This window comes from Streptomyces europaeiscabiei (genome assembly GCF_036346855.1).
Classification (GTDB): domain Bacteria; phylum Actinomycetota; class Actinomycetes; order Streptomycetales; family Streptomycetaceae; genus Streptomyces; species Streptomyces europaeiscabiei.
Genome location: NZ_CP107841.1, coordinates 7,854,114 through 7,871,057 on the forward strand (window position 1 = coordinate 7,854,114; position 16,944 = coordinate 7,871,057).

Annotated in this window: 16 protein-coding genes and 1 pseudogene; 9 read left to right on the forward strand and 8 right to left on the reverse strand. The window is 69.7% G+C overall.

The annotated features are described in order from the left end of the window. Window positions 1–30 precede the first annotated feature (30 nt). Window positions 31–240, forward strand: a complete 210-nt coding sequence (locus tag OG858_RS34240) for a hypothetical protein (RefSeq protein ID WP_256961182.1) — start codon at window positions 31–33, stop codon at window positions 238–240. Window positions 241–545: 305 nt separating this feature from the next. On the opposite strand, the gene OG858_RS34245 is transcribed toward OG858_RS34240, so the two are convergent. From OG858_RS34245 to OG858_RS34265, 5 genes are all read right to left on the reverse strand, one after another. Then, window positions 546–995: a hypothetical protein gene (locus tag OG858_RS34245; protein ID WP_319064396.1), complete on the reverse strand. Its 450-nt coding sequence runs from the start codon at window positions 993–995 to the stop codon at window positions 546–548. Continuing rightward, window positions 979–1,479 (reverse strand): RNA polymerase sigma factor, encoded by a 501-nt coding sequence (locus OG858_RS34250; protein WP_037700713.1) that lies wholly within the window; start codon window positions 1,477–1,479, stop codon window positions 979–981. The genes OG858_RS34245 and OG858_RS34250 overlap by 17 nt, the downstream gene beginning before the upstream one ends. 137 nt (window positions 1,480–1,616) lie before the next feature. Continuing rightward, window positions 1,617–2,246: a class F sortase gene (locus tag OG858_RS34255; protein ID WP_179201276.1), complete on the reverse strand. Its 630-nt coding sequence runs from the start codon at window positions 2,244–2,246 to the stop codon at window positions 1,617–1,619. Next, on the reverse strand, window positions 2,243–2,617 hold the full coding sequence (locus OG858_RS34260; protein WP_319064397.1) for a sortase-dependent protein: 375 nt from the start codon (window positions 2,615–2,617) through the stop codon (window positions 2,243–2,245). Before OG858_RS34260 ends, OG858_RS34255 begins: the two co-directional genes overlap by 4 nt. A 480-nt stretch (window positions 2,618–3,097) precedes the next feature. Further along, window positions 3,098–7,306: a molybdopterin-dependent oxidoreductase gene (locus tag OG858_RS34265; RefSeq protein WP_328544161.1), complete on the reverse strand. Its 4,209-nt coding sequence runs from the start codon at window positions 7,304–7,306 to the stop codon at window positions 3,098–3,100. Window positions 7,307–7,699: 393 nt separating this feature from the next. Here OG858_RS34265 and OG858_RS34270 point away from each other — a divergent pair, with 393 nt between their 5' ends. From OG858_RS34270 to OG858_RS34285, 4 genes are all read left to right on the forward strand, one after another. Beyond that, window positions 7,700–8,089 carry a cell division protein SepF gene (locus OG858_RS34270; protein ID WP_086749013.1) on the forward strand — a complete coding sequence of 130 codons (390 nt, stop codon included), beginning with the start codon at window positions 7,700–7,702 and terminating at the stop codon, window positions 8,087–8,089. 534 nt (window positions 8,090–8,623) lie between these two features. Beyond that, a complete protein-coding gene (locus tag OG858_RS34275) occupies window positions 8,624–9,799 on the forward strand; it encodes an AAA family ATPase (RefSeq protein WP_086754599.1) in 1,176 nt (391 codons plus the stop codon). Then, window positions 9,786–10,160: a nucleotide pyrophosphohydrolase gene (locus OG858_RS34280; RefSeq protein ID WP_086754600.1), complete on the forward strand. Its 375-nt coding sequence runs from the start codon at window positions 9,786–9,788 to the stop codon at window positions 10,158–10,160. Before OG858_RS34275 ends, OG858_RS34280 begins: the two co-directional genes overlap by 14 nt. Before the next feature lie 192 nt (window positions 10,161–10,352). Continuing rightward, a complete protein-coding gene (locus tag OG858_RS34285) occupies window positions 10,353–10,829 on the forward strand; it encodes a DUF6099 family protein (protein ID WP_328544160.1) in 477 nt (158 codons plus the stop codon). A 310-nt stretch (window positions 10,830–11,139) separates the two neighbouring features. On the opposite strand, the gene OG858_RS34290 is transcribed toward OG858_RS34285, so the two are convergent. Continuing rightward, entirely contained in the window at window positions 11,140–11,307 is a 168-nt protein-coding gene (locus OG858_RS34290; RefSeq protein WP_179200997.1) for a hypothetical protein, read from the reverse strand. A 239-nt stretch (window positions 11,308–11,546) separates the two neighbouring features. On the opposite strand from OG858_RS34290, the gene OG858_RS34295 reads away from it, so the two are divergent. From OG858_RS34295 to OG858_RS34305, 3 genes and pseudogenes are all read left to right on the forward strand, one after another. Further along, complete coding sequence (locus OG858_RS34295) at window positions 11,547–12,470, forward strand: LLM class F420-dependent oxidoreductase (protein ID WP_086748616.1); 924 nt, start codon at window positions 11,547–11,549, stop codon at window positions 12,468–12,470. A 340-nt stretch (window positions 12,471–12,810) separates the two neighbouring features. Further along, a pseudogene (locus OG858_RS48260) lies at window positions 12,811–13,011 on the forward strand (3' terminal RNA ribose 2'-O-methyltransferase Hen1); the annotation flags it as partial. Between the two features lie 43 nt (window positions 13,012–13,054). Further along, window positions 13,055–14,737: a recombinase family protein gene (locus tag OG858_RS34305; RefSeq protein ID WP_086748617.1), complete on the forward strand. Its 1,683-nt coding sequence runs from the start codon at window positions 13,055–13,057 to the stop codon at window positions 14,735–14,737. Window positions 14,738–15,079: 342 nt separating this feature from the next. Here the strand turns inward: OG858_RS34305 and OG858_RS34310 are convergent, their stop codons facing one another. Next, on the reverse strand, window positions 15,080–16,156 hold the full coding sequence (locus tag OG858_RS34310) for an ISAs1 family transposase (RefSeq protein ID WP_456243142.1): 1,077 nt from the start codon (window positions 16,154–16,156) through the stop codon (window positions 15,080–15,082). Here OG858_RS34310 and OG858_RS34315 point away from each other — a divergent pair. Continuing rightward, window positions 16,121–16,249 (forward strand): hypothetical protein, encoded by a 129-nt coding sequence (locus tag OG858_RS34315; RefSeq protein ID WP_256960434.1) that lies wholly within the window; start codon window positions 16,121–16,123, stop codon window positions 16,247–16,249. The genes OG858_RS34310 and OG858_RS34315 overlap by 36 nt on opposite strands. Before the next feature lie 159 nt (window positions 16,250–16,408). Here OG858_RS34315 and OG858_RS34320 read toward each other — a convergent pair whose 3' ends face one another. Then, a complete protein-coding gene (locus OG858_RS34320) occupies window positions 16,409–16,735 on the reverse strand; it encodes a hypothetical protein (RefSeq protein ID WP_319263316.1) in 327 nt (108 codons plus the stop codon). Between the last annotated feature and the right edge of the window lie 209 nt (window positions 16,736–16,944).

A 16,944-nucleotide genomic window follows, 5' to 3' on the forward strand; every position in this document is an offset into this window, starting at 1 on the left:
TGCCGGGGGAGTGGGACGGAGCCACCGTCGATGCCGTCGGTGGACTGCTGGCCCGGATCGACCGGGAGGTGGCCGTCGACCTGCTGCTGGACCTGGGCACCGCCCTGCCCGTTCGCCCGGGATGCGGGAAAGGAGGCGCTGCCTGCCCTGGACGCTCTCGTGACCCTGGCCGACGACGGGCGGACGGTCGCCGTACCCGGCGGGGCCTTCCCCCAGGTCTCGGACGACATGCAGCAGTGATCCGGAAGACGGTGGGGATGAACCAGTCGTACGTCGTGCCGGGGGCCGTCGGATCGGGCCATGGCTTCTGCATCGGCAGACAGACGAGGTCGCCTTCAACGATCAGCGCGACCGGAGGGGGCGGCGCGTTACCGGTCAAGGGGATCTTGCGGAATCCGTCCGCCAGGAATGCGCGCCCGTTGCCGGGCACGTTGGGATCGTTCGAGGGCGAGCAGGCACTGCAGATTTCGGTGATCTCCGGCGACGACGCGGTCGCCTCCGGTTTCCCGGCGCGCGGCCTGGGCGGTGCGTTGCGCCGCGCCGGCTCAGTCCGTACCGGGCGAACCGCGCCGGGGCGACGGTTCGGCGGCCCGGCGCGGGGTCTCCGACGGCGCGATGGTCGCGGCATCGGAGCGGGTGGGTGGGATCGAGGGGACGGGACTCGGGGGCTGTTCGGTGGGCGGAGGGGTGTCGGGGGTGCGGGAGGCCGACGGAGTGGGGGACGGGCTGGTCGCGGGGCGCGGGGCCATGGGGACCGACGGGGAGGTGGGGGCGTCGTTCCTGGCGAGGTGCAGGGGGAGGGCGATGAGGGCGACGGCCGCGCAGGTCGCGGCGGCGCCGACCGCGGCCCGGACGAGGCGGCGGCGGGCCGCGGTGCGACGGATCGTCTCGTAGCGGCCGGGGGGCGGGCCGAGACGGTCGGCCGGGGGGCCCAGGATGATGGTGAGCGGGTCGTCGGGCTCGAAGTCCGGGCCCTCGTCAGGGCGTGTGATCAAGGCTTCTCCTCAGGTGGGCGCGGAGCAGTTCGCGGGCCGCGTGGAGGTCGGCCTTGACGGTTCCTTCCTTGCGTCCGGTCAGCACGGACACCTCCCGGATCGGCATGTCAGCGTAGTAGTGCAGGAGGATCGGCACGCGCAGCCGTTCGGGCAGCGACTGCACGAGCAGCCGTACCGAGGGGTCCGACTGTTCGGCATGGTCGGGCAGCGGGCGCACCGAGGCCTCGGCCGTTGCCCGGCGCATCGCCTTGCGTTCGCGTTCGAGCTTGCGCCAGTGGTCCCGGACGAGGTTGGCCGCGGTGACGTAGAGGAAACCGTGCGGCTCCGCCACGGACGTCCAGCGGGCCCAGAGCCGTGTGAACGCCTCCGACGCGATCTCGTGGGCCGTCTCGTCGTCGTCGACCAGCCGACGGCACCAGCCGGCGAGGCGCGGGTAGAGGGCGGCGAACAACTCGGACGCGGCCTTCTCACGGGACCGTTTCAACACTCTCCATGGTCGTGGTGGTGCGGCAAGTGGCAGTGGGAGGCCGGTGGTTGGCGGGTCGGCCGGCCGGCCGTGCGTCACCGGACGGTGTGTCACCGGACCGTGCGCCGTAGGGCCCCGTGTCGTCAGGCCCCGCATCACCGGTCCGCGGTGCTCAGTGTGGCGAAGACGATCACGTTGTCGCGGTACTCGTCGCCCGTGCGCGGACCGCCGCAGGTGACGAGACGCAGTACGGGGCGGTCCGCGTTTCCGTAGACCTCGTCCGCGGGGAAGTCGGCCTTGGCGACCGTCCGAACGCTGTCGACGGTGAACTCCGGTGTCGTGCCGTTCTCCAGGCGCGCCCTGATCCGCTCGCCCCGTCGCAGCCGGGCGAGGCGGCGGAAGACCCCGTCCCCGTAGCGGCCGACCGTGACATGGCCCAGGATCACCGACGGGCCGGTCTGCCCCGGCGTCGGCGAGTGCTCGTACCAGCCCGCCCGGTCGTGCGCCGTGATCGGCGGCACCTCCACGGTGCCGTCCGGCGCCAACCCCAGCCGGATGACGGGGGTGTCGACCTCGATGGCCGGGATCAGCAGTCTGACCGGGACCGAACGGCCGAGTGCGCGTGCGGCGCCGGTGTCGGACGACGAGGGCGGCACGGACGGGGGCCGGGACACGTCGCCCGCGGCGGGTGCGGTCGAGGCGGAGTCGGTTCGTCGGCCGTCGCAGCTCACGAGCAGCGAGGCCGTCGCCGCGGTGGCGAAGGCGCGCCTGGAGAGCAAGGTCACGCCCCGTTCGCCCGCCGACGGCGTACGAGAACGACGGCCGCGCCGCCGCCGAGGAGCACCGCGGCGGCGCCCGTGCCGGCCAGCACCGCGCTGCCGGACCCCTCCGACTCCGGCGTCGCACCGGTGTCGGGCGCGCCGCTGGGGACGACGGAGACCTGGCTCGGCACCGGGCTGGCGTCGCTGTCGTTCGGGGCCCTGGTGGGTTCGGCCGAGGACGGGGGCTCGGTGGCCGGGGACGGGACCGCGCTCGGTGCCGCCGAGGCCTCCTGCGGCGCGACGGTCGGGCTCGTGTCGTCGGCGAACGCGGGCAGCGCGGTCGCCAGCACGGCGGTGAAGGCGAGTGCCGCGGCACTGAGGACGGTTCGGCGCATGAGTCGCTCTCTCTCGTCGGGTTCAACGGGCCGTCCGCCCCGTCCGGTTCGACGGGGCCGACGACTTCGTGGGCCGCCCGGCGGGTTGCCCGGCACGCGGCGGCATCACGTATCGAGCGGAGAGACGAGACAGCGGCGGGACGCGTTGTAAAGAGATGGCAAAGTCGTTGGGCGGAGGCTTCCGGAGGGGGCTTCCGGGGGCTTCCGGAGGGGTTTCCGGGGCGGAGGATTCGCCCTGATCCGCTCGGCGTCGGCGTCGGCGGCGCGGACGGGCCAGTCGGTGCCGCACAGGACGTGCCCGGTCCGGGCGAGCTCGCGTACAGGCTCCGGGCCGGGACGGGTACGCCGACGATCACATCGTTGCGCCCCGCCCTGCCCCGCCCTGCCCCGCCCGGTACGCGCGGCGGCGGGGTCCGGATCCGAATCGAGGCCGGTGGAGACCGCTCAGGGACTGGCTGGGGAACTGGCTCGGGGACCCGCTCAGTACACGTCCCGCACGTACCGCTTCTCCGTCGACAGTTGCTTCATGTACGCGGCGGCCTCGCCCTCGGTCATCCCGCCGTGTGTGACCGCGATGTCCCGCAGGGCCCGGTCGACGTCCTTCGCCATGCGGGAGGCGTCGCCACAGACGTAGAAGCGGGCGCCGTCCTGGAGCCAGTGCCACAGCTCGGGGCCGTGCTCACGCATACGGTCCTGGACGTAGACCTTGGCGCGCTGGTCACGGGAGAAGGCGGTGTCCAGCCGGCTGAGCACGCCCGACCCCTGCAGGGCCGTCAGCTCCTCCTGGTAGTAGAAGTCCGTCGCCCGGTGCTGCTCCCCGAAGAACAGCCAGTTGGGAGCCCGGTGGCCGAGGGCACGCCGTTCCTGGAGGAACCCGACGAAGGGGGCGACGCCGGTGCCGGGGCCGACCATGATCATGGGTGTCACCGGGTCGGCCGGCGGCCGGAAGTGCGGTGAGCGCTGCACGAAGACCGGTACTTCCAGTCCCGCCTCGCCGTCCGCGAGGAAGGGCGAGCAGACCCCACCGCGCGGGCGCCCGTGCAGGTTCTCGTACCGCACTACCGACACCGTCAGCGAGACGTGGTGCGGATCGACGAGCGGGCTCGACGAGATGGAGTACAGCCGGGGCTGGAGCCGTTTGAAGACGCCGGTCCATTCCTGTGCGGAGGCCCGTACGGCGAACTCGGTCACCACGTCGACGGCCTGCCGTCCCCACGACCACTGGGCCAGCCCGTCCTTGTTGTCCGGGCGCATCAGTTTCTTCAACTCCCGGTTGTCCCGCGTCCGTTCGGAGACGAAGCGGAGCAGGTCCGAGGTGATCCGGGTGACGTCGAGGTGCCGGTGCAGAGCCTCGGTGAAGGGGACTGCGCCGACTCCGTTGACCTCCACGGGAGTCGAGCCGTCCAGGCCGGTCACCGCCAGCCATTCCGCCACCAGACCACCGGAGTTGACCGGCCGCACGCCGAGCGCGTCGCCCGCCTCGTACGACAGACCCGTCCCGCTGGTGTCGAAGGTGAACCGGCGCACCTCCTTGCCCGCCCCGGGCAGGCTGAGCAGCCGGTTGCCGACCAGTCGGGCGGCGGCGGGCGCGGGCTTGGCGGAACGGGTGGGCGTGGGTGCGGAAGCGGGCGCGGACGCGGGCGCGGTGATCTGCGGGACGGTGGCGGGGGCGGTGCCGGTGAAGGCCTGCGGCTTCGTTCCCGGAGCCATGGGCTCACCGCCGCCCGCGTCCCTGTCCGTCTCCGTGCCGAGCGCCGTGATGACCTGTCCCAGCCAGGCGTCCGCCGACGGCTCGTAGTCCGGCTCGCAGTCCGTACGCGGGGCCAGGCGCACCGCGCCCAACTCGTCGAGCCGGGCGTCCAGTCGGCGGCCGTGTCCGCAGAAGTCGTCGTAGGAGGAGTCGCCGAAGGCCAGCACGGCGTAGCGCACACCGTCCAGGCGGGGGGCCTCCTGGTGGGACAGCGCGTCCCAGAACCCGGAGCCGTTGTCGGGCGCGTCGCCGTCCCCGAAGGTGCTGGTGATCAGCAACAGGTCCGCCCCGGTCGGCAGTCGCTCCGGTTCGGCCTCGTCCATCCCGACGAGCGTCGCCCGGTGTCCGGCGGCCCCGAGATGCTCGGCGGCCGCCACCGCGAACTCCTCGGCCGTCCCGGTCTGCGAGGCCCAGAGCACCACGACCTCACGCCCGGCGGGCCCGGCGGTGGCGGGTGCCGGGCTCGGGGCCGCCGAGCGCGAGTACATCCCGGCGAGCACCCCGTTCACCCACATCGCGTGCTCGGGGCTGAACGGAGCGTCCGCCGGCAGCACGGGCACCCCCCGCACCCCGGAGCCGAGCCCGGCGAGGAAGCCGGTGAGGTACTGACGCTCCTGGGCGGACAGGACGGGTGGGGGAGAGGGTTCGAGACCGAACGGGTTGGCAGCGGGGGTGACAGCTGTCGGCACGGTCACCGTCGCGGGCACGAGCGCCTCGGTGGGCCTGGTCTCGACCGGTGTCGGTACCGGAACCTCCACCGGCGCCGACACCCGTACCGGCGCCGCCACCTTCGCCAGCGACACCGCGCACACCTTCAACTCCGGCTGGAACGACAGCGGATCCACCGCGTCGCTCGTCACCGCGTTGATGCTCAGATACTCGCCGAACAGGTCGTTCCAGTGGAACGGCGCGAACACGCACCCGGGCATCACCCGGTCCGACACCACCGCCGGGAGCACGGCACGCCCCCGCCGCGACGCGACCTCCACGGAGTCCCCGTCCTGGACGCCCAGTTCACGCGCGTCCTGCGGATGCACCTCCACGAACGGCCCGGGGTTCAGCTTGTTGAGCTTGGCGACCCTGCCCGTCTTCGTCAGGGTGTGCCACTGGTGCTGCAACCGCCCGGTGTTGAGCACGAACGGATAGTCGTCGTCCGGCATCTCCGCGGCCGGCATGTGCGGCCGGGCATGGAACACGGCCCGCCCACTGGCGGTGGGGAAGACGAGCCCCCCGTCCGCCCCGGCATCGGCGTAGCGGATCGGATTCCGTGCAGGCCCGTCCTCCGAGGTCGCCGGCCACTGCACCGAGCCCGACCGCAGCCGCTCGTAGCTCACGCCCCGCAGGTCCCACCCGGTCTTCGGGTTCCACGCCCGCTTGATCTCCTCGAAGACCTGCTCGGCGCTGTCGTACGAGAACCCCTTCTCGAACCCCATCTCCCGTGCGACGGCCGCGATGATCCGCCAGTCGGCCATGGCCTCGCCCGGCGGATCGGCGGCGGGGGCCGCGAGCGTCAGATTCCGCTCGCTGTTGATGAGGACCCCCTCGGACTCGGTCCACAAGGCACCCGGCAGGACGACATCGGCGTACGCGTTGGTCTCCGTGTCGGCGAAGACGTCCTGCGTGACGACGAACTCGGCGGCCTCGAGACCCTCGATCACGGTCTTCCGGTTGGCGACCGAGGCGACCGGGTTGGTGCAGATGATCCAGCAGGCCTTGATCTCCCCGTCGGCCATCTTCTGGAACATCTCGACCGTGCCCTTGCCGACCCCGTCCTTGCGCAGGCTGTCCGGGGCCAGCTCCCACAGCTCTTCGACGAACGCCCGCTCCTCGTCCACGAGCACGGACCGCTGGCCGGGGAGCCCGGGCCCCATGTAGCCCATCTCGCGACCGCCCATGGCGTTGGGCTGACCGGTGAGCGAGAACGGGCCGCTGCCCGGACGGCAGATCGCGCCGGTCGCCAGATGCAGATTGACGAGCGCGTTGGTGTTCCAGGTGCCGTGCGTGGACTGGTTGAGCCCCATGGTCCAGCAGCTCGTCCACTCGGCGGCCTCGCCGATGAGCCGTGCGGCCTCGCGGATGTCGTCCGCCGGGATACCGGTGATCCCGGCGACCGTGTCCGGCGCGTACTCGGCGAGGAAGTCGGGCATCGCCTCCCAGCCCTCGGTGTGGGCGGCGATGAAGACCGGGTCCGTGTGCCCGTCCGTGTGCAGCAGATGGAGAAGCCCGTTGAGCAGGGCCAGGTCCGTGCCCGGACGTATCTGCAGGAACAGATCGGCCTTCTCGGCCGTCGCCGTGCGACGCGGGTCGACGACGATCAGCTTCGCGCCCGCCTTGACCCGGTCCATCATCCGCAGGAACAGGATCGGGTGGCAGTCCGCCATGTTCGAGCCGATGACGAGGAAGACGTCCGCCTTGTCGAGATCGTCGTACGAGCCGGGCGGCCCGTCGGCGCCCAGCGACAGCTTGTAGCCCGTGCCGGCGCTCGCCATGCACAGTCGGGAGTTCGACTCGATCTGGTTGGTGCGGATGAATCCCTTGGCGAGCTTGTTCGCCAGGTACTGGGCTTCGAGGCTCATCTGGCCGGAGACGTAGAACGCGAACGCGTCGGGTCCGTGCTCGTCGATGATCGCGCGCAGCCGCCGGGCGGTCTCGGCGATCGCGTCGGACACCTGCGCGGGGACCGGCTCGTCGCCCCGGTCGGCCCGTACGAGGGCGGTGCTGAGGCGGCCGGGCGCGGCCAGCATGTCGGCCGTGGTCGCGCCCTTGGTGCAGAGGCGGCCGAAGTTCGCCGGGTGGGACTTGTCGCCCGTCGCCCTCAGTACCGTGCGCCTGCCGTCGGGACCCATCCCGACGTCCAGGAGCATGCCGCAGCCGACACCGCAGTACGAGCACACGGTCCGCACCTGGGTCGTGGTGCTCTGCGGGCCCTGTGCGGCCACGGGCGGCCCCTCTCTGTCGGCGTCCGGGGTGTCCGGTCGGTCGTCCGGCCGGTCCACCGGTCGCTGTCCGGCACGGCGGCCGGTTGCCTGTCCGGCGCGGCGTCCGGTTGGTGTCTGGTACGGCGGCCGGTCGGCTTCCGCTCAGCTTCCGGGACACGGCCCGGCAGCTTCGATCGTACGAATTGCCCGTTACGCCTGTGTCACATGACCTGATCATGAGGCGTTACGCCCGCCACACACGGCCGCGCAAGGGGCTGTGAGGGCGTGTTCCGGCCGTTGTCGCGGAAGGAGGTGTCGCGGTCCGTGTCGCTGTTGGGCCGAACGGGTGACCATGCGTAAGAATTGGCTGATGCAGTCATTCAGTGCGAGCCAGGGGGAAGGCCGGTGAACAGGGTGAACAGCCACGATGTCACCGACGAACAGTGGGAGGGGCTCGCCCAGGTCGTGCCGTTGCGGGGCCGGGACGCCTGGCCGTCGGCGGTCGGCCACCGGACCATACCGGAAGCCGAGACCGAGGCCCGGCGCCGCTTCGTGGTGCTGCGCGTCAACGTCTTCGCGGACGCCCGTGACGTGGCAGAGACGCTGATGGCGGGCATTCCGGTGCTGCTGGACCTGTCGGGTGCGGAGACCGATACCGCCAAGCGCGTGCTGGATTTCAGCACGGGGGTTGTTTTCGGCCTCGCCAGCGGAATGCACCGGGTCGACCGGAACGTGTTCCTTCTCACGCCGCGCGGAACCGAGGTGCGTGGGCTGATGGAAGGCGCCGGGGTTCCCGGGATGTGACGCGGGGTGCCGGGTCCCTGGGGTGTGACGCGGGGCGTCGGGAGTGCGGAGAGGCGGCGCGGGGTGCCGCGGCTGAGCAGGGCGGCGCCCGCTGCGAAGCCCTGCCGCCTCGTGCGGAGCCGTTTGTGCCTTGAGTGGAGCCTGCCGTCTGGTCCGGGGCGCGCTCGCGTTCGTTTCAAGGTGCTCCCGATCGGTGCGTGGGCTGATGGAAGGCGCCGGGGTCCCCGGGTGAGACGCGGCCGTCGGGGCCGGGGGGCCGGGGGGCCGGGATCGGGGGGCGATGAGAGTGGCGCCCGCGGGCGCGCACTGCCCCCTGCGGAATCCTTTGGATCTCGCGCGGAGCCCTCCACGTCGTCCCGGGGCGCTCGCGGTCGGTCCTCGGCGCTCGCGATCAGTCCCTGGCGCTCCCCGTCTGTCCAGGGCGCTCCCGATCGGTGCGGGGCGCCCTCGCCCTGTCCAGGGCGCTCCCTCGATCGTAGGAAGATCGTCTGGGCGGAACGGTTCGCCTGACAGGTGGGCCCCTACTGTCCGCATATGACCGTGTCATCCCTGTCGCCGAAGCTGCCCGGCGCGGACGCCGGAGCGCGTCCGGAACGGCCGAGCGTCACCGAGCTGCGGCTCTCCGCCTTCGCCGGGCACCGGGGTGCCTTCCTCCCGCTGGGTCCGCTGACCCTCCTCGCGGGGCGCAGTGGCAGCGGCAAGACCACCGCGCTCCGGGCGTACGAGGCGCTGGCGAGACTCGGCGGCGGCGCCCACCTCGACGAGGCCTTCCCCGACCCGCGCGGCTGCGTCCCCGAACGGGCCCGCCCCGACGCCCAACGGCGGCGCGGCTTCCGCATCGGCTGCACGGCCGACGGTCCCGAAGGGCCCGTACACCTCGATGTCGCCGTGCAGGCCGAGCCCGAACTCCGCATCGTGGGCGAGCGGTTGACGTCCGGCGGACTCACCCTGCTGCAGACGGCGCTCGTCGACCCGGGCCGCCCCGTCGTCCAGGCCTCCTGGCACACGGCCGGCACGTCCCCGGTCACCCGTGGCCCACTGCCCGACGACCGCCTCGGCACCGCGCTGCTCCCGCTGCGGGTCGCCGGCAAGACGGACGGCCAGCGTCGGGTCCTCGCCGCCGCCGAGCAGATGGTGGTCGCCCTCCGCTCGGTCTACGCCTGCGATCCGCGCCCCGGCCGGATGCGCGCCGCCGTGCCGCTCGGCTCCGGACGGCTGCTCCGGGGCTGCGACAACCTCGCCGACGTGCTGTGGCGTACGCGGACGGAGTGCGGCCGACGCCACGCGCTGCTCGTCGGGGCCGTTCGCGACGGCTGTGCGGGACCGGTCCTCGATCTGGTGGCCGAGCCGCTGCGCGACGGCGCGGTACGGGCGGTGCTGGACCGGGGCGACGGGGTGCGGACGGCCCTGGGCCTGCTCGGGGACGGGGAGCTGAGGTATCTGGCGCTGGCCCTCGTGCTGTTCACCGGCCCCGGGGTGCTGGAGGTCGACCCGGTCGCGGAGGTGCCCGCGGCACTACAGACGCTCACGGTCCTCGCCGACGGCTTCGACCGGGCCCTCGACCCGAGGCAGGCCCTGGAACTGGTGAGGCTGGCGGCCCGGATGTGCGAGCGCGGCCACATCCGGCTGGTCGGCGCGGTGAGCGACGCCTCCTGGGTCGCCGGGGTGGCGGGGGCGACGGTGGTAGACCTGAACCGTGAAAGATCCTGAACCCGCGCGGGAGTCCGCGCGAGAACCCGTGCGCGAGCTCGACGTGGCGACCCTGCAGCGGCGGCTCGCCGAGTTCTCTGCCGCCCGCGACTGGCGGCGGTACCACACGCCGAAGAACCTGGTCTCCGCGCTGAGCGTGGAGGCGTCCGAACTCGTCGAGATCTTCCAGTGGTTGACGCCCGACGAGTCCGCACGCGTGATGGCGGACCCCGAGACCGCCCATCGCGTCACGGACGAAGTCGCCGACGTGCTCGCCTACTTGCTCCAGCTGTGCGAGGTGCTGGGCATCGACCCACTGTCAGCCCTGGATGCGAAGATCGACCGCAACGAACGGAGATTTCCGGCGCGCGAGAAGCCCTGACGGTGTTGGGCGGTGATCGCGTCACCCGATTCGTCACTCTCCGGAGTCACGGAGTTGTTCACAGTCGACTTGTTATCCACAGATTTCAGGCTTCCTCTGGCTTTCCGTCTCAGTGACCCTCACTGTGGGTAATGAACAGGCAGGAGTTCGGGCGGACGTGCGAGAGCGCGTCGGGACAGTCGGGGGCAGCGCATGGATGCGGTGCGGCTCATCTTGGCGAGCAGGCGTGCACTGGCGGGCAGCGTCGAGGGGCCTCAGCTCATGGCGGAGGCATGGCAGTCCTATGCCCTCGCCCAGGCGATCGGCAGCCGTCTCGCGGTCTCGGGACCCCCCGAACTGCGCGGCGAGGCACTGGGGTTGACCGAGTTGGCCGGCAGCGGCTGCGGCATACTCGGCGCCCCGATGCTCGGCGTGGGAGATTTACGCGCCGCCCAGCTCACCGAGTTGGGCGACGCCCACGAGTCGCTGCTGAGGCTCGGGGGCCTGCTGGGGGAGGTCGGTATAGCGCTCGTGGGGCTGGCGAGTGGGGCGGACGACGAGGCGACCTACTGGCAGTGCATGGAAGCGATCGACGCGGCGGACGAGGCCCGTGACCGCGTCCTGGAGATGCTGCGACGTCTGGCGGTGAGAGACCAGGTCCTGTCGGAGAGAGACGCGGCGGCGGGGTGAGCGATTCGGCTGCGGGGTGGGTGCGGTGCTGCCCGGTTTCACCGCCCCCTGAAAACCAGGGAGCACCCCTGGTTCTCAGGGGCGCGGGGAACTGCGCCACAAGCCCCCACCCGCCCCGCACCCGCCCCACAACCGCACAACCCTTCCTCACTTCCTCACTTCCTCACAGGGGGTCGAAGGGGCACAGCCCCGGGGAGCGGGACGGGTAGGGGCGGCGGGGGCGAGAAGAATTCCGGCGGCACCCGGGGAACATGGCGAACGCCCGGCCGCGAGAGAGGACCGGGCGCCGGGCTTCACGGCTCGGGCAGGGTCAGACCGTGTCGCTCTCCTCCGAGGCAGCGGCCCGCGGCACCGACAGATCCGCGTCGAGCTGGGACAGGTCCGCGTTCAGGGCAGCCATCAGCTCCTCCATCTGCTGGAGCAGACCCTTCGGCTGCGCAGGCACGGCTGCCTGCTCCGGCACGGCTTCCTGGGACATGTGACGGCCTCCTCGGCCCTCGCCCCCCGAGGGGGCACGTGTGCAGGCGTCCCGGCAGCGGCCGCCGGCGACGGGTGCCGGGCGGTCCGGCTCCCCCCGAGCAACGATCACCGTTCCCGCCGGTCACTGGCCCGAGCCCGCCCCATGCGCCGGATTGACGGAATTTCACCCGACCGTGGCCGCGCGGCACGGCCGGGACCAGTGCCGTCGACCGAGGGCCGAGCATGCAGGATGGAGCCATGGATCTTCGCATCTTCACCGAGCCCCAGCAGGGGGCGACCTACGACACCCTCCTCACCGTCGCCAAGGCCACCGAGGACCTCGGCTTCGACGCTTTCTTCCGCTCCGACCATTACCTCAGCATGGGCTCGGCGGACGGTCTGCCCGGCCCCACCGACGCCTGGATCACCCTGGCCGGACTCGCCCGCGAGACCAAGCGCATCCGCCTGGGCACCCTGATGACTGCAGGAACCTTCCGCCTGCCCGGCGTGCTCGCCATCCAGGTCGCCCAGATCGACCAGATGTCCGGCGGCCGTATCGAACTCGGTCTCGGTGCGGGCTGGTTCGAGGAAGAACACAAGGCCTACGGCATTCCCTTCCCCAAGGAGAAGTTCGGCCGTCTGGAGGAGCAACTGGCCATCGTCACCGGCCTGTGGGCCACCGAGGTCGGCAAGACGTTCTCGTACGACGGCACCCATTACCAGTTGACCGACTCGCCTGCCCTGCCCAAGCCGGCGCAGGCCAAGGTGCCGGTCCTCATCGGCGGCCACGGCGCGAGCCGCACCCCGAGGCTCGCCGCGCGGTACGCCGACGAGTTCAACATGCCGTTCGCCTCGGTCGAGGACAGCGAGCGCCAGTTCGGCCGGGTCCGCAAGGCCGCCGAGGAGGCCGGCCGCAAGGGCGACGACCTCGTGTACTCGAACGCCCTGGTCGTCTGCGTGGGCAAGGACGACGCCGAGGTCGCCCGCCGTGCCGCCACGATCGGCCGCGAGGTCGACGAGCTCAAGGCCAACGGCCTCGCCGGCTCCCCGGCCGAGGTCGTCGACAAGATCGCCCGCTACCAGGCCATCGGCTCCGAGCGCGTCTACCTGCAGATCCTCGACCTCGACGATCTGGACCACCTTGAGCTGATCTCCGCCCAGGTGCAGTCCCAGCTGTCGTAGCGGGGCCCCCGGCCCCGCGTCCCGCAAAGGGCGCGGGGCCGCGCCGGCCCGTGGCTGCTCCGCATGGGCGTGAGCAACCACGCACGGTCCGCCGCCGACCCACGGGGGCGGCTACCGGGCCCAGCCGAAGAGTTCCCACAGCCATGGGTTGCCCTCGAAGAGCGGGGACGGGCCGTGGCTCAGGCGATGTGCGGGTGGTCCTACGGTCGGGTGAGGGGGTGTCGGGACGAGGTTCCGGGGACAGCCGGACGCGCGTGGGGGCGCGCGGTGGCGTGCGGAAAAAGCCTGAGTGCGGTCCAAGCCTTCCCTGTACGTTGGGGGCGCGCGCCGAAACGGGACGATGCGCAGGTATCCGCAGTTCAGGCGCCTTCTCCTCGAACTCGCTCACCCGCACCAGACACCCACCACACCCACCACGAGGCACCCCACCGTGTTCCTGACGATCAGTACCACCGGTACCCCAGAGCGCCCCGCGACCGATCTCGGCTTCCTGCTGCACAAGCATCCCGACAAATCGCAGGCATTCTCCACCTCCTACGGCAATCCGTAGATACGTAGATTGAAACTGCCCTACGCTCTGGTCCATGGGAGAGACACAGAGGGCGCTACTCGCCGCACGGATCAGCATCGACACCGACGAATCGACTTCCATCACACGGCAGTTGGAGAAGCTCCACACGTGGGCTGAGGGGCTTGGGCACGCCGTAGCGGGAGTGGTGGAGGACCGGTCGGTGTCTGGCGCCGTAGACCTCCCTGAGCGCCCCTCTATGGGCCCGTGGCTCACCGAGGAAGGGCGGGAGAAGTGGGACGTGTTGGCGGTCGCTACGCAGGACCGTCTCAGCCGTGACGATCTCCACTTCATGGCGTTCGTCAAGAACGTTCTTGACTGGGGGAAGACCCTCGTTGTTCTCGATGATCCGTCGTTCGATATCTCTACCGAGACGGGACGGCTCATTGCCTACGCGAAAGCCACTCAGGCAGCAGGAGAGCTGAGGAAGATCAGGCAGCGCGTAGCCGACGCGCGCGACTACCTACGGCGTAACGGTCTGTTCGCTGGTGGTTTGACTCCCTTCGGCTACGTCTACGGGGATTCTGAGGACGGGAAACACTATGTCCTGGTGCCGGAAGCCGAGTACGCCAAGCTCTTGCAAGAGATCTCAGAGCGTGTACGTAGTGGAGTCTCCACCAATCAGATTGCCCGAGAGTTAAACGCCAAAGGGGTTCTGACGTGGCGTGACTACCTGAGGGAGCTGAGAGGGAAGGACCCAAGGCGCAGGAACGGCAAGGCTCTGACGGAACCCAAGGGAACCAACTGGAGTCCTCAGGTCGTTCAGCGCATTCTCAAGCATCCTGCGTGTGCCGGATTCCTCGCCTACAAGGGTGAGCCATACGAGGATGACCAGGGGAATTTGGTTATGGCTACCGAGTATCCGATTCTCACCAATTCCGAATGGCAAGCCACCGTTACGGCCATCAAGTCTCGTGGCGTATCGGATATCCGCCGAACAAATCAAGCATCCCTACTGACCGGTGTTGCGCGGTGCGGAACCTGCGGCGCACGGATGTTCTGTCACCGCTTGAAGAAGACGCTTGCCACAGGAGAAGTCAAGGTCTATCGGCATTACTCATGTGCGGCCCGCTCCAAGGGAATGCCCTGTGCCAATTCTGCGCGCATCCCAGAGGACTTGCTCAATGAAGTCTTTGAGGAAGCGCTGCTCAGCCGACTCGGGGAGCTTCCTGAGGTAGTGAAGATGACAGAGCCAGGGGAGGATCACACAGCGGAGCTTGAGCAGGTCAGAGCACGTCTGCTGCGTCTGGAAAAGGACTATGAGAACGGACGGTATGACGATGAGGACAAGGAAGAGTCGTACTGGCGTATGCATGGGAACCTGACCAGGAAGCAGAAGGAACTCAAAGCCAAGCCGGTACGCCCTGCGGTTACTCGATTCGTTCCTACGGGTCTTACGTGGGCTCAGAAGTGGGGAGGCATGAGGACCGAGGAACGACGGGATTACCTGACTGGCAGGGGTGTACAGGTGTACGTGTGGAAGAAAGCAATTCCCAATGTCGCGCACGGCGTTGTGGTCTCGCTCGGAGATCTCAAGCAACTTGCCCAAGCTGCGGGATTGGGCGCTGCCTCTGTCGAGGGATGGCAGGTGACCGGATGGAACGTACCGGCGCACTGGATCAACCCTGAACTGAGGGATTTTCCAGGGTTGACACTGGAGCCTGTACCCGAGTTCCTTAAGGAACTGAAAGCGGTATAAAAGAATGAGGCGTAAAGAAAAGGCTCCACTGGGTAGCGGGGCCTTTTTGTTTTCCTATTGGTTATAAATTCGACCACTCCCACCTTCAACGGTTCAATAACAATTGAAGGTGGTCCGGTCTCTGTCGTGCCTGAGGCTCCCTATGGGGGGCAGTAGCCCCATGGGGCTAGACCAGGGCTTTCCTCCATCCTTGACAGATCTTCATAGGGTATGTATCACGCGCAATGCGCGTATTGAGCCCCAAGTGGAAGCTATGAGGATTATTATAGGGAGTAGATCATTTCTCCTTAAGGGGGATAGGGGGCAGGGCTTCGGCATAGTCACATGACGTCCGGTTCGTGATCATGTGAGGCCGAGTAGGGCGAGCGGACGGTTGGGGTCGCGGGCGTTGGCGCGGAGTGCGGCGGCGATGTTGGTGGCGCCGGACAGCTTGAGGGCGCCGATGGCCAAGTTGCGCCAGGTCGCCATCGCGCGTGGTGCATTGCCGGTCCGCAGTTGGGAGGCGTCCTCGGCGAAAGTCGTGTCGCGGACGTGGTGCAGGGCCTCCACCTTCCAGTGGTCCCGGACCAGCTTGGCCAGCTGGGCAGGGGTGGACTGCTCAGTGGCCAGGCTGGTGACGGCGTAGACGGTTTTGACAGTGGTTCTGCCCGTCTTGCGGTCGGTGCGGCGGCGCTTGATCTGGAGCGCCTGGCTGGCTCCGGGGAACAGCAGGTTGTTCACGGTGACGACCTTGATCCGGCGGATCTCGGACCGTCCGTGACCGACGGCGCGCGTGCGGCCCTGGAGCGGGATGTCCTTCCAGGGAAGGGCTTTGAGCTGCTTGCGGAGCCTCTTCTGATTGCCCTTGACGATCACGATGTAGTGGGCTCGGCGCCCAAGGAGGTAGACGGCATGCTCGCGCTGGGTGTGCAGCGCGTCGCTGGTGACGACCACGCCGGCCAGGTCGGTGACCGTCTCCAGCAGCGGCTGGAAGCAGGTGATCTCGCCGGTCTTCTCACCTACGTCCAGCTGAGCCAGCACGAGGCTGGTGGTGTGGTCCAGCGCGGCCAGCAGATGGATCCTGCGGCCCTTGGCCCTCGCGGCGCCGCGCAGGCTCTTTCCGTCGACGGCAAGTCCTCGCAATGGGAATGCGGTAGGGGCGCGGCGGTCGGCGAGCCAGCAGCCCACGGCCCGGTCAAGTGCGTCACCGTCGATGCGGGCCAGCAGTCTGCGTACGGTCGTTTCCGCTGGCAGGTTCCGCTTCGGGCACAGTGGGTCCGGCCGCACGCCGAGGGGTTCGAGCAGCTGGGGAGGGGTGTCGACGATCCATTCGCCGACCGCCAGCAGGGAGTTCGCCCCGGCCAGCACCGCGCACGCGGTCAGCGCGAGCACGACGGTCAGGCCATGCCTCACCCCGCGCGGATCGCGCGGGTCGGGCACCTCGGCAAGACGTTGCAGAAGGCCGGGGACTTCCCCCGGCACCACCTCTGGATGCTCACTGAGCTGGTCAAGGGCAGGCGGGATCGGCGATGATGCGTCGGCAGGCACGGTCTTCCAGGCAGGTCACGGGGCGTCAAGAACTCCATGATCTTGGGAGTCCGTGCCTGTCCGGCTTGCCGGGAGCCGTCGAGCCGGCGGAGCGTCACCCGCCGGTGCTGCGCAACCGAACCGGTCCACGCCGGACCGTCGGTCTCATCGAGGACCATCGAGCGGCAGTTCCACACGTCGCCCGAGACCGATCTCTTCCGCCTCATCGTTCGTGACCATCGCGAACACTCCGCTCGGGATGCCCGGAACTCTGGCCACGCGGGACGCGACGGCCAGGAGATCCGCCTCGGCGGCCCCGGTGATGAAGAAGACGTACGCCTCGCCGTACTCCTCTCCTTCGTCATGCACTCCCGCTACCCCCTGTTCAGCCAGGAAGTCCTCGACCTGGTCGATCCAGGGGAAGACATAGGAACCCTCCGGAGTGCCCGGGGCCTCCCCAAGGGGCACATGGATCTCAACGACGATGTCCATGCAGGCATTGTCCCTGGCCAGGACCCGGCTGCATGCTCCGCTCCTGGAACACCGCGAGGCGCGGTAAATCAACACGAACCAGACGGGCATCTGACTACGCCGAAGCCCTGGGTCTCGAGGCGGCTCGGAAGAACGGCAAGGTTGGTGGTCGTCGTCCGGTCATGACTGAGGCTCTGACAGCTCAGGCTGTGGCGCTCAGGGGCAAGGGA

Bases quoted from the DNA above. Each gene is read 5' to 3' on its own strand.
- OG858_RS34295 (WP_086748616.1), top strand. From the start codon at position 11,547: ATGGATCTTCGCATCTTCACCGAGCCCCAGCAGGGGGCGACCTACGAC.
- OG858_RS34275 (WP_086754599.1), top strand. From the start codon at position 8,624: ATGACCGTGTCATCCCTGTCGCCGAAGCTGCCCGGCGCGGACGCCGGA.
- OG858_RS34320 (WP_319263316.1), bottom strand. From the start codon at position 16,735: ATGGACATCGTCGTTGAGATCCATGTGCCCCTTGGGGAGGCCCCGGGC.
- OG858_RS34290 (WP_179200997.1), bottom strand. From the start codon at position 11,307: ATGTCCCAGGAAGCCGTGCCGGAGCAGGCAGCCGTGCCTGCGCAGCCG.
- OG858_RS34315 (WP_256960434.1), top strand. From the start codon at position 16,121: ATGCCTCACCCCGCGCGGATCGCGCGGGTCGGGCACCTCGGCAAGACG.
- OG858_RS34260 (WP_319064397.1), bottom strand. From the start codon at position 2,617: ATGCGCCGAACCGTCCTCAGTGCCGCGGCACTCGCCTTCACCGCCGTG.
- OG858_RS34285 (WP_328544160.1), top strand. From the start codon at position 10,353: ATGGATGCGGTGCGGCTCATCTTGGCGAGCAGGCGTGCACTGGCGGGC.
- OG858_RS34240 (WP_256961182.1), top strand. From the start codon at position 31: ATGCCGTCGGTGGACTGCTGGCCCGGATCGACCGGGAGGTGGCCGTCG.
- OG858_RS34305 (WP_086748617.1), top strand. From the start codon at position 13,055: ATGGGAGAGACACAGAGGGCGCTACTCGCCGCACGGATCAGCATCGAC.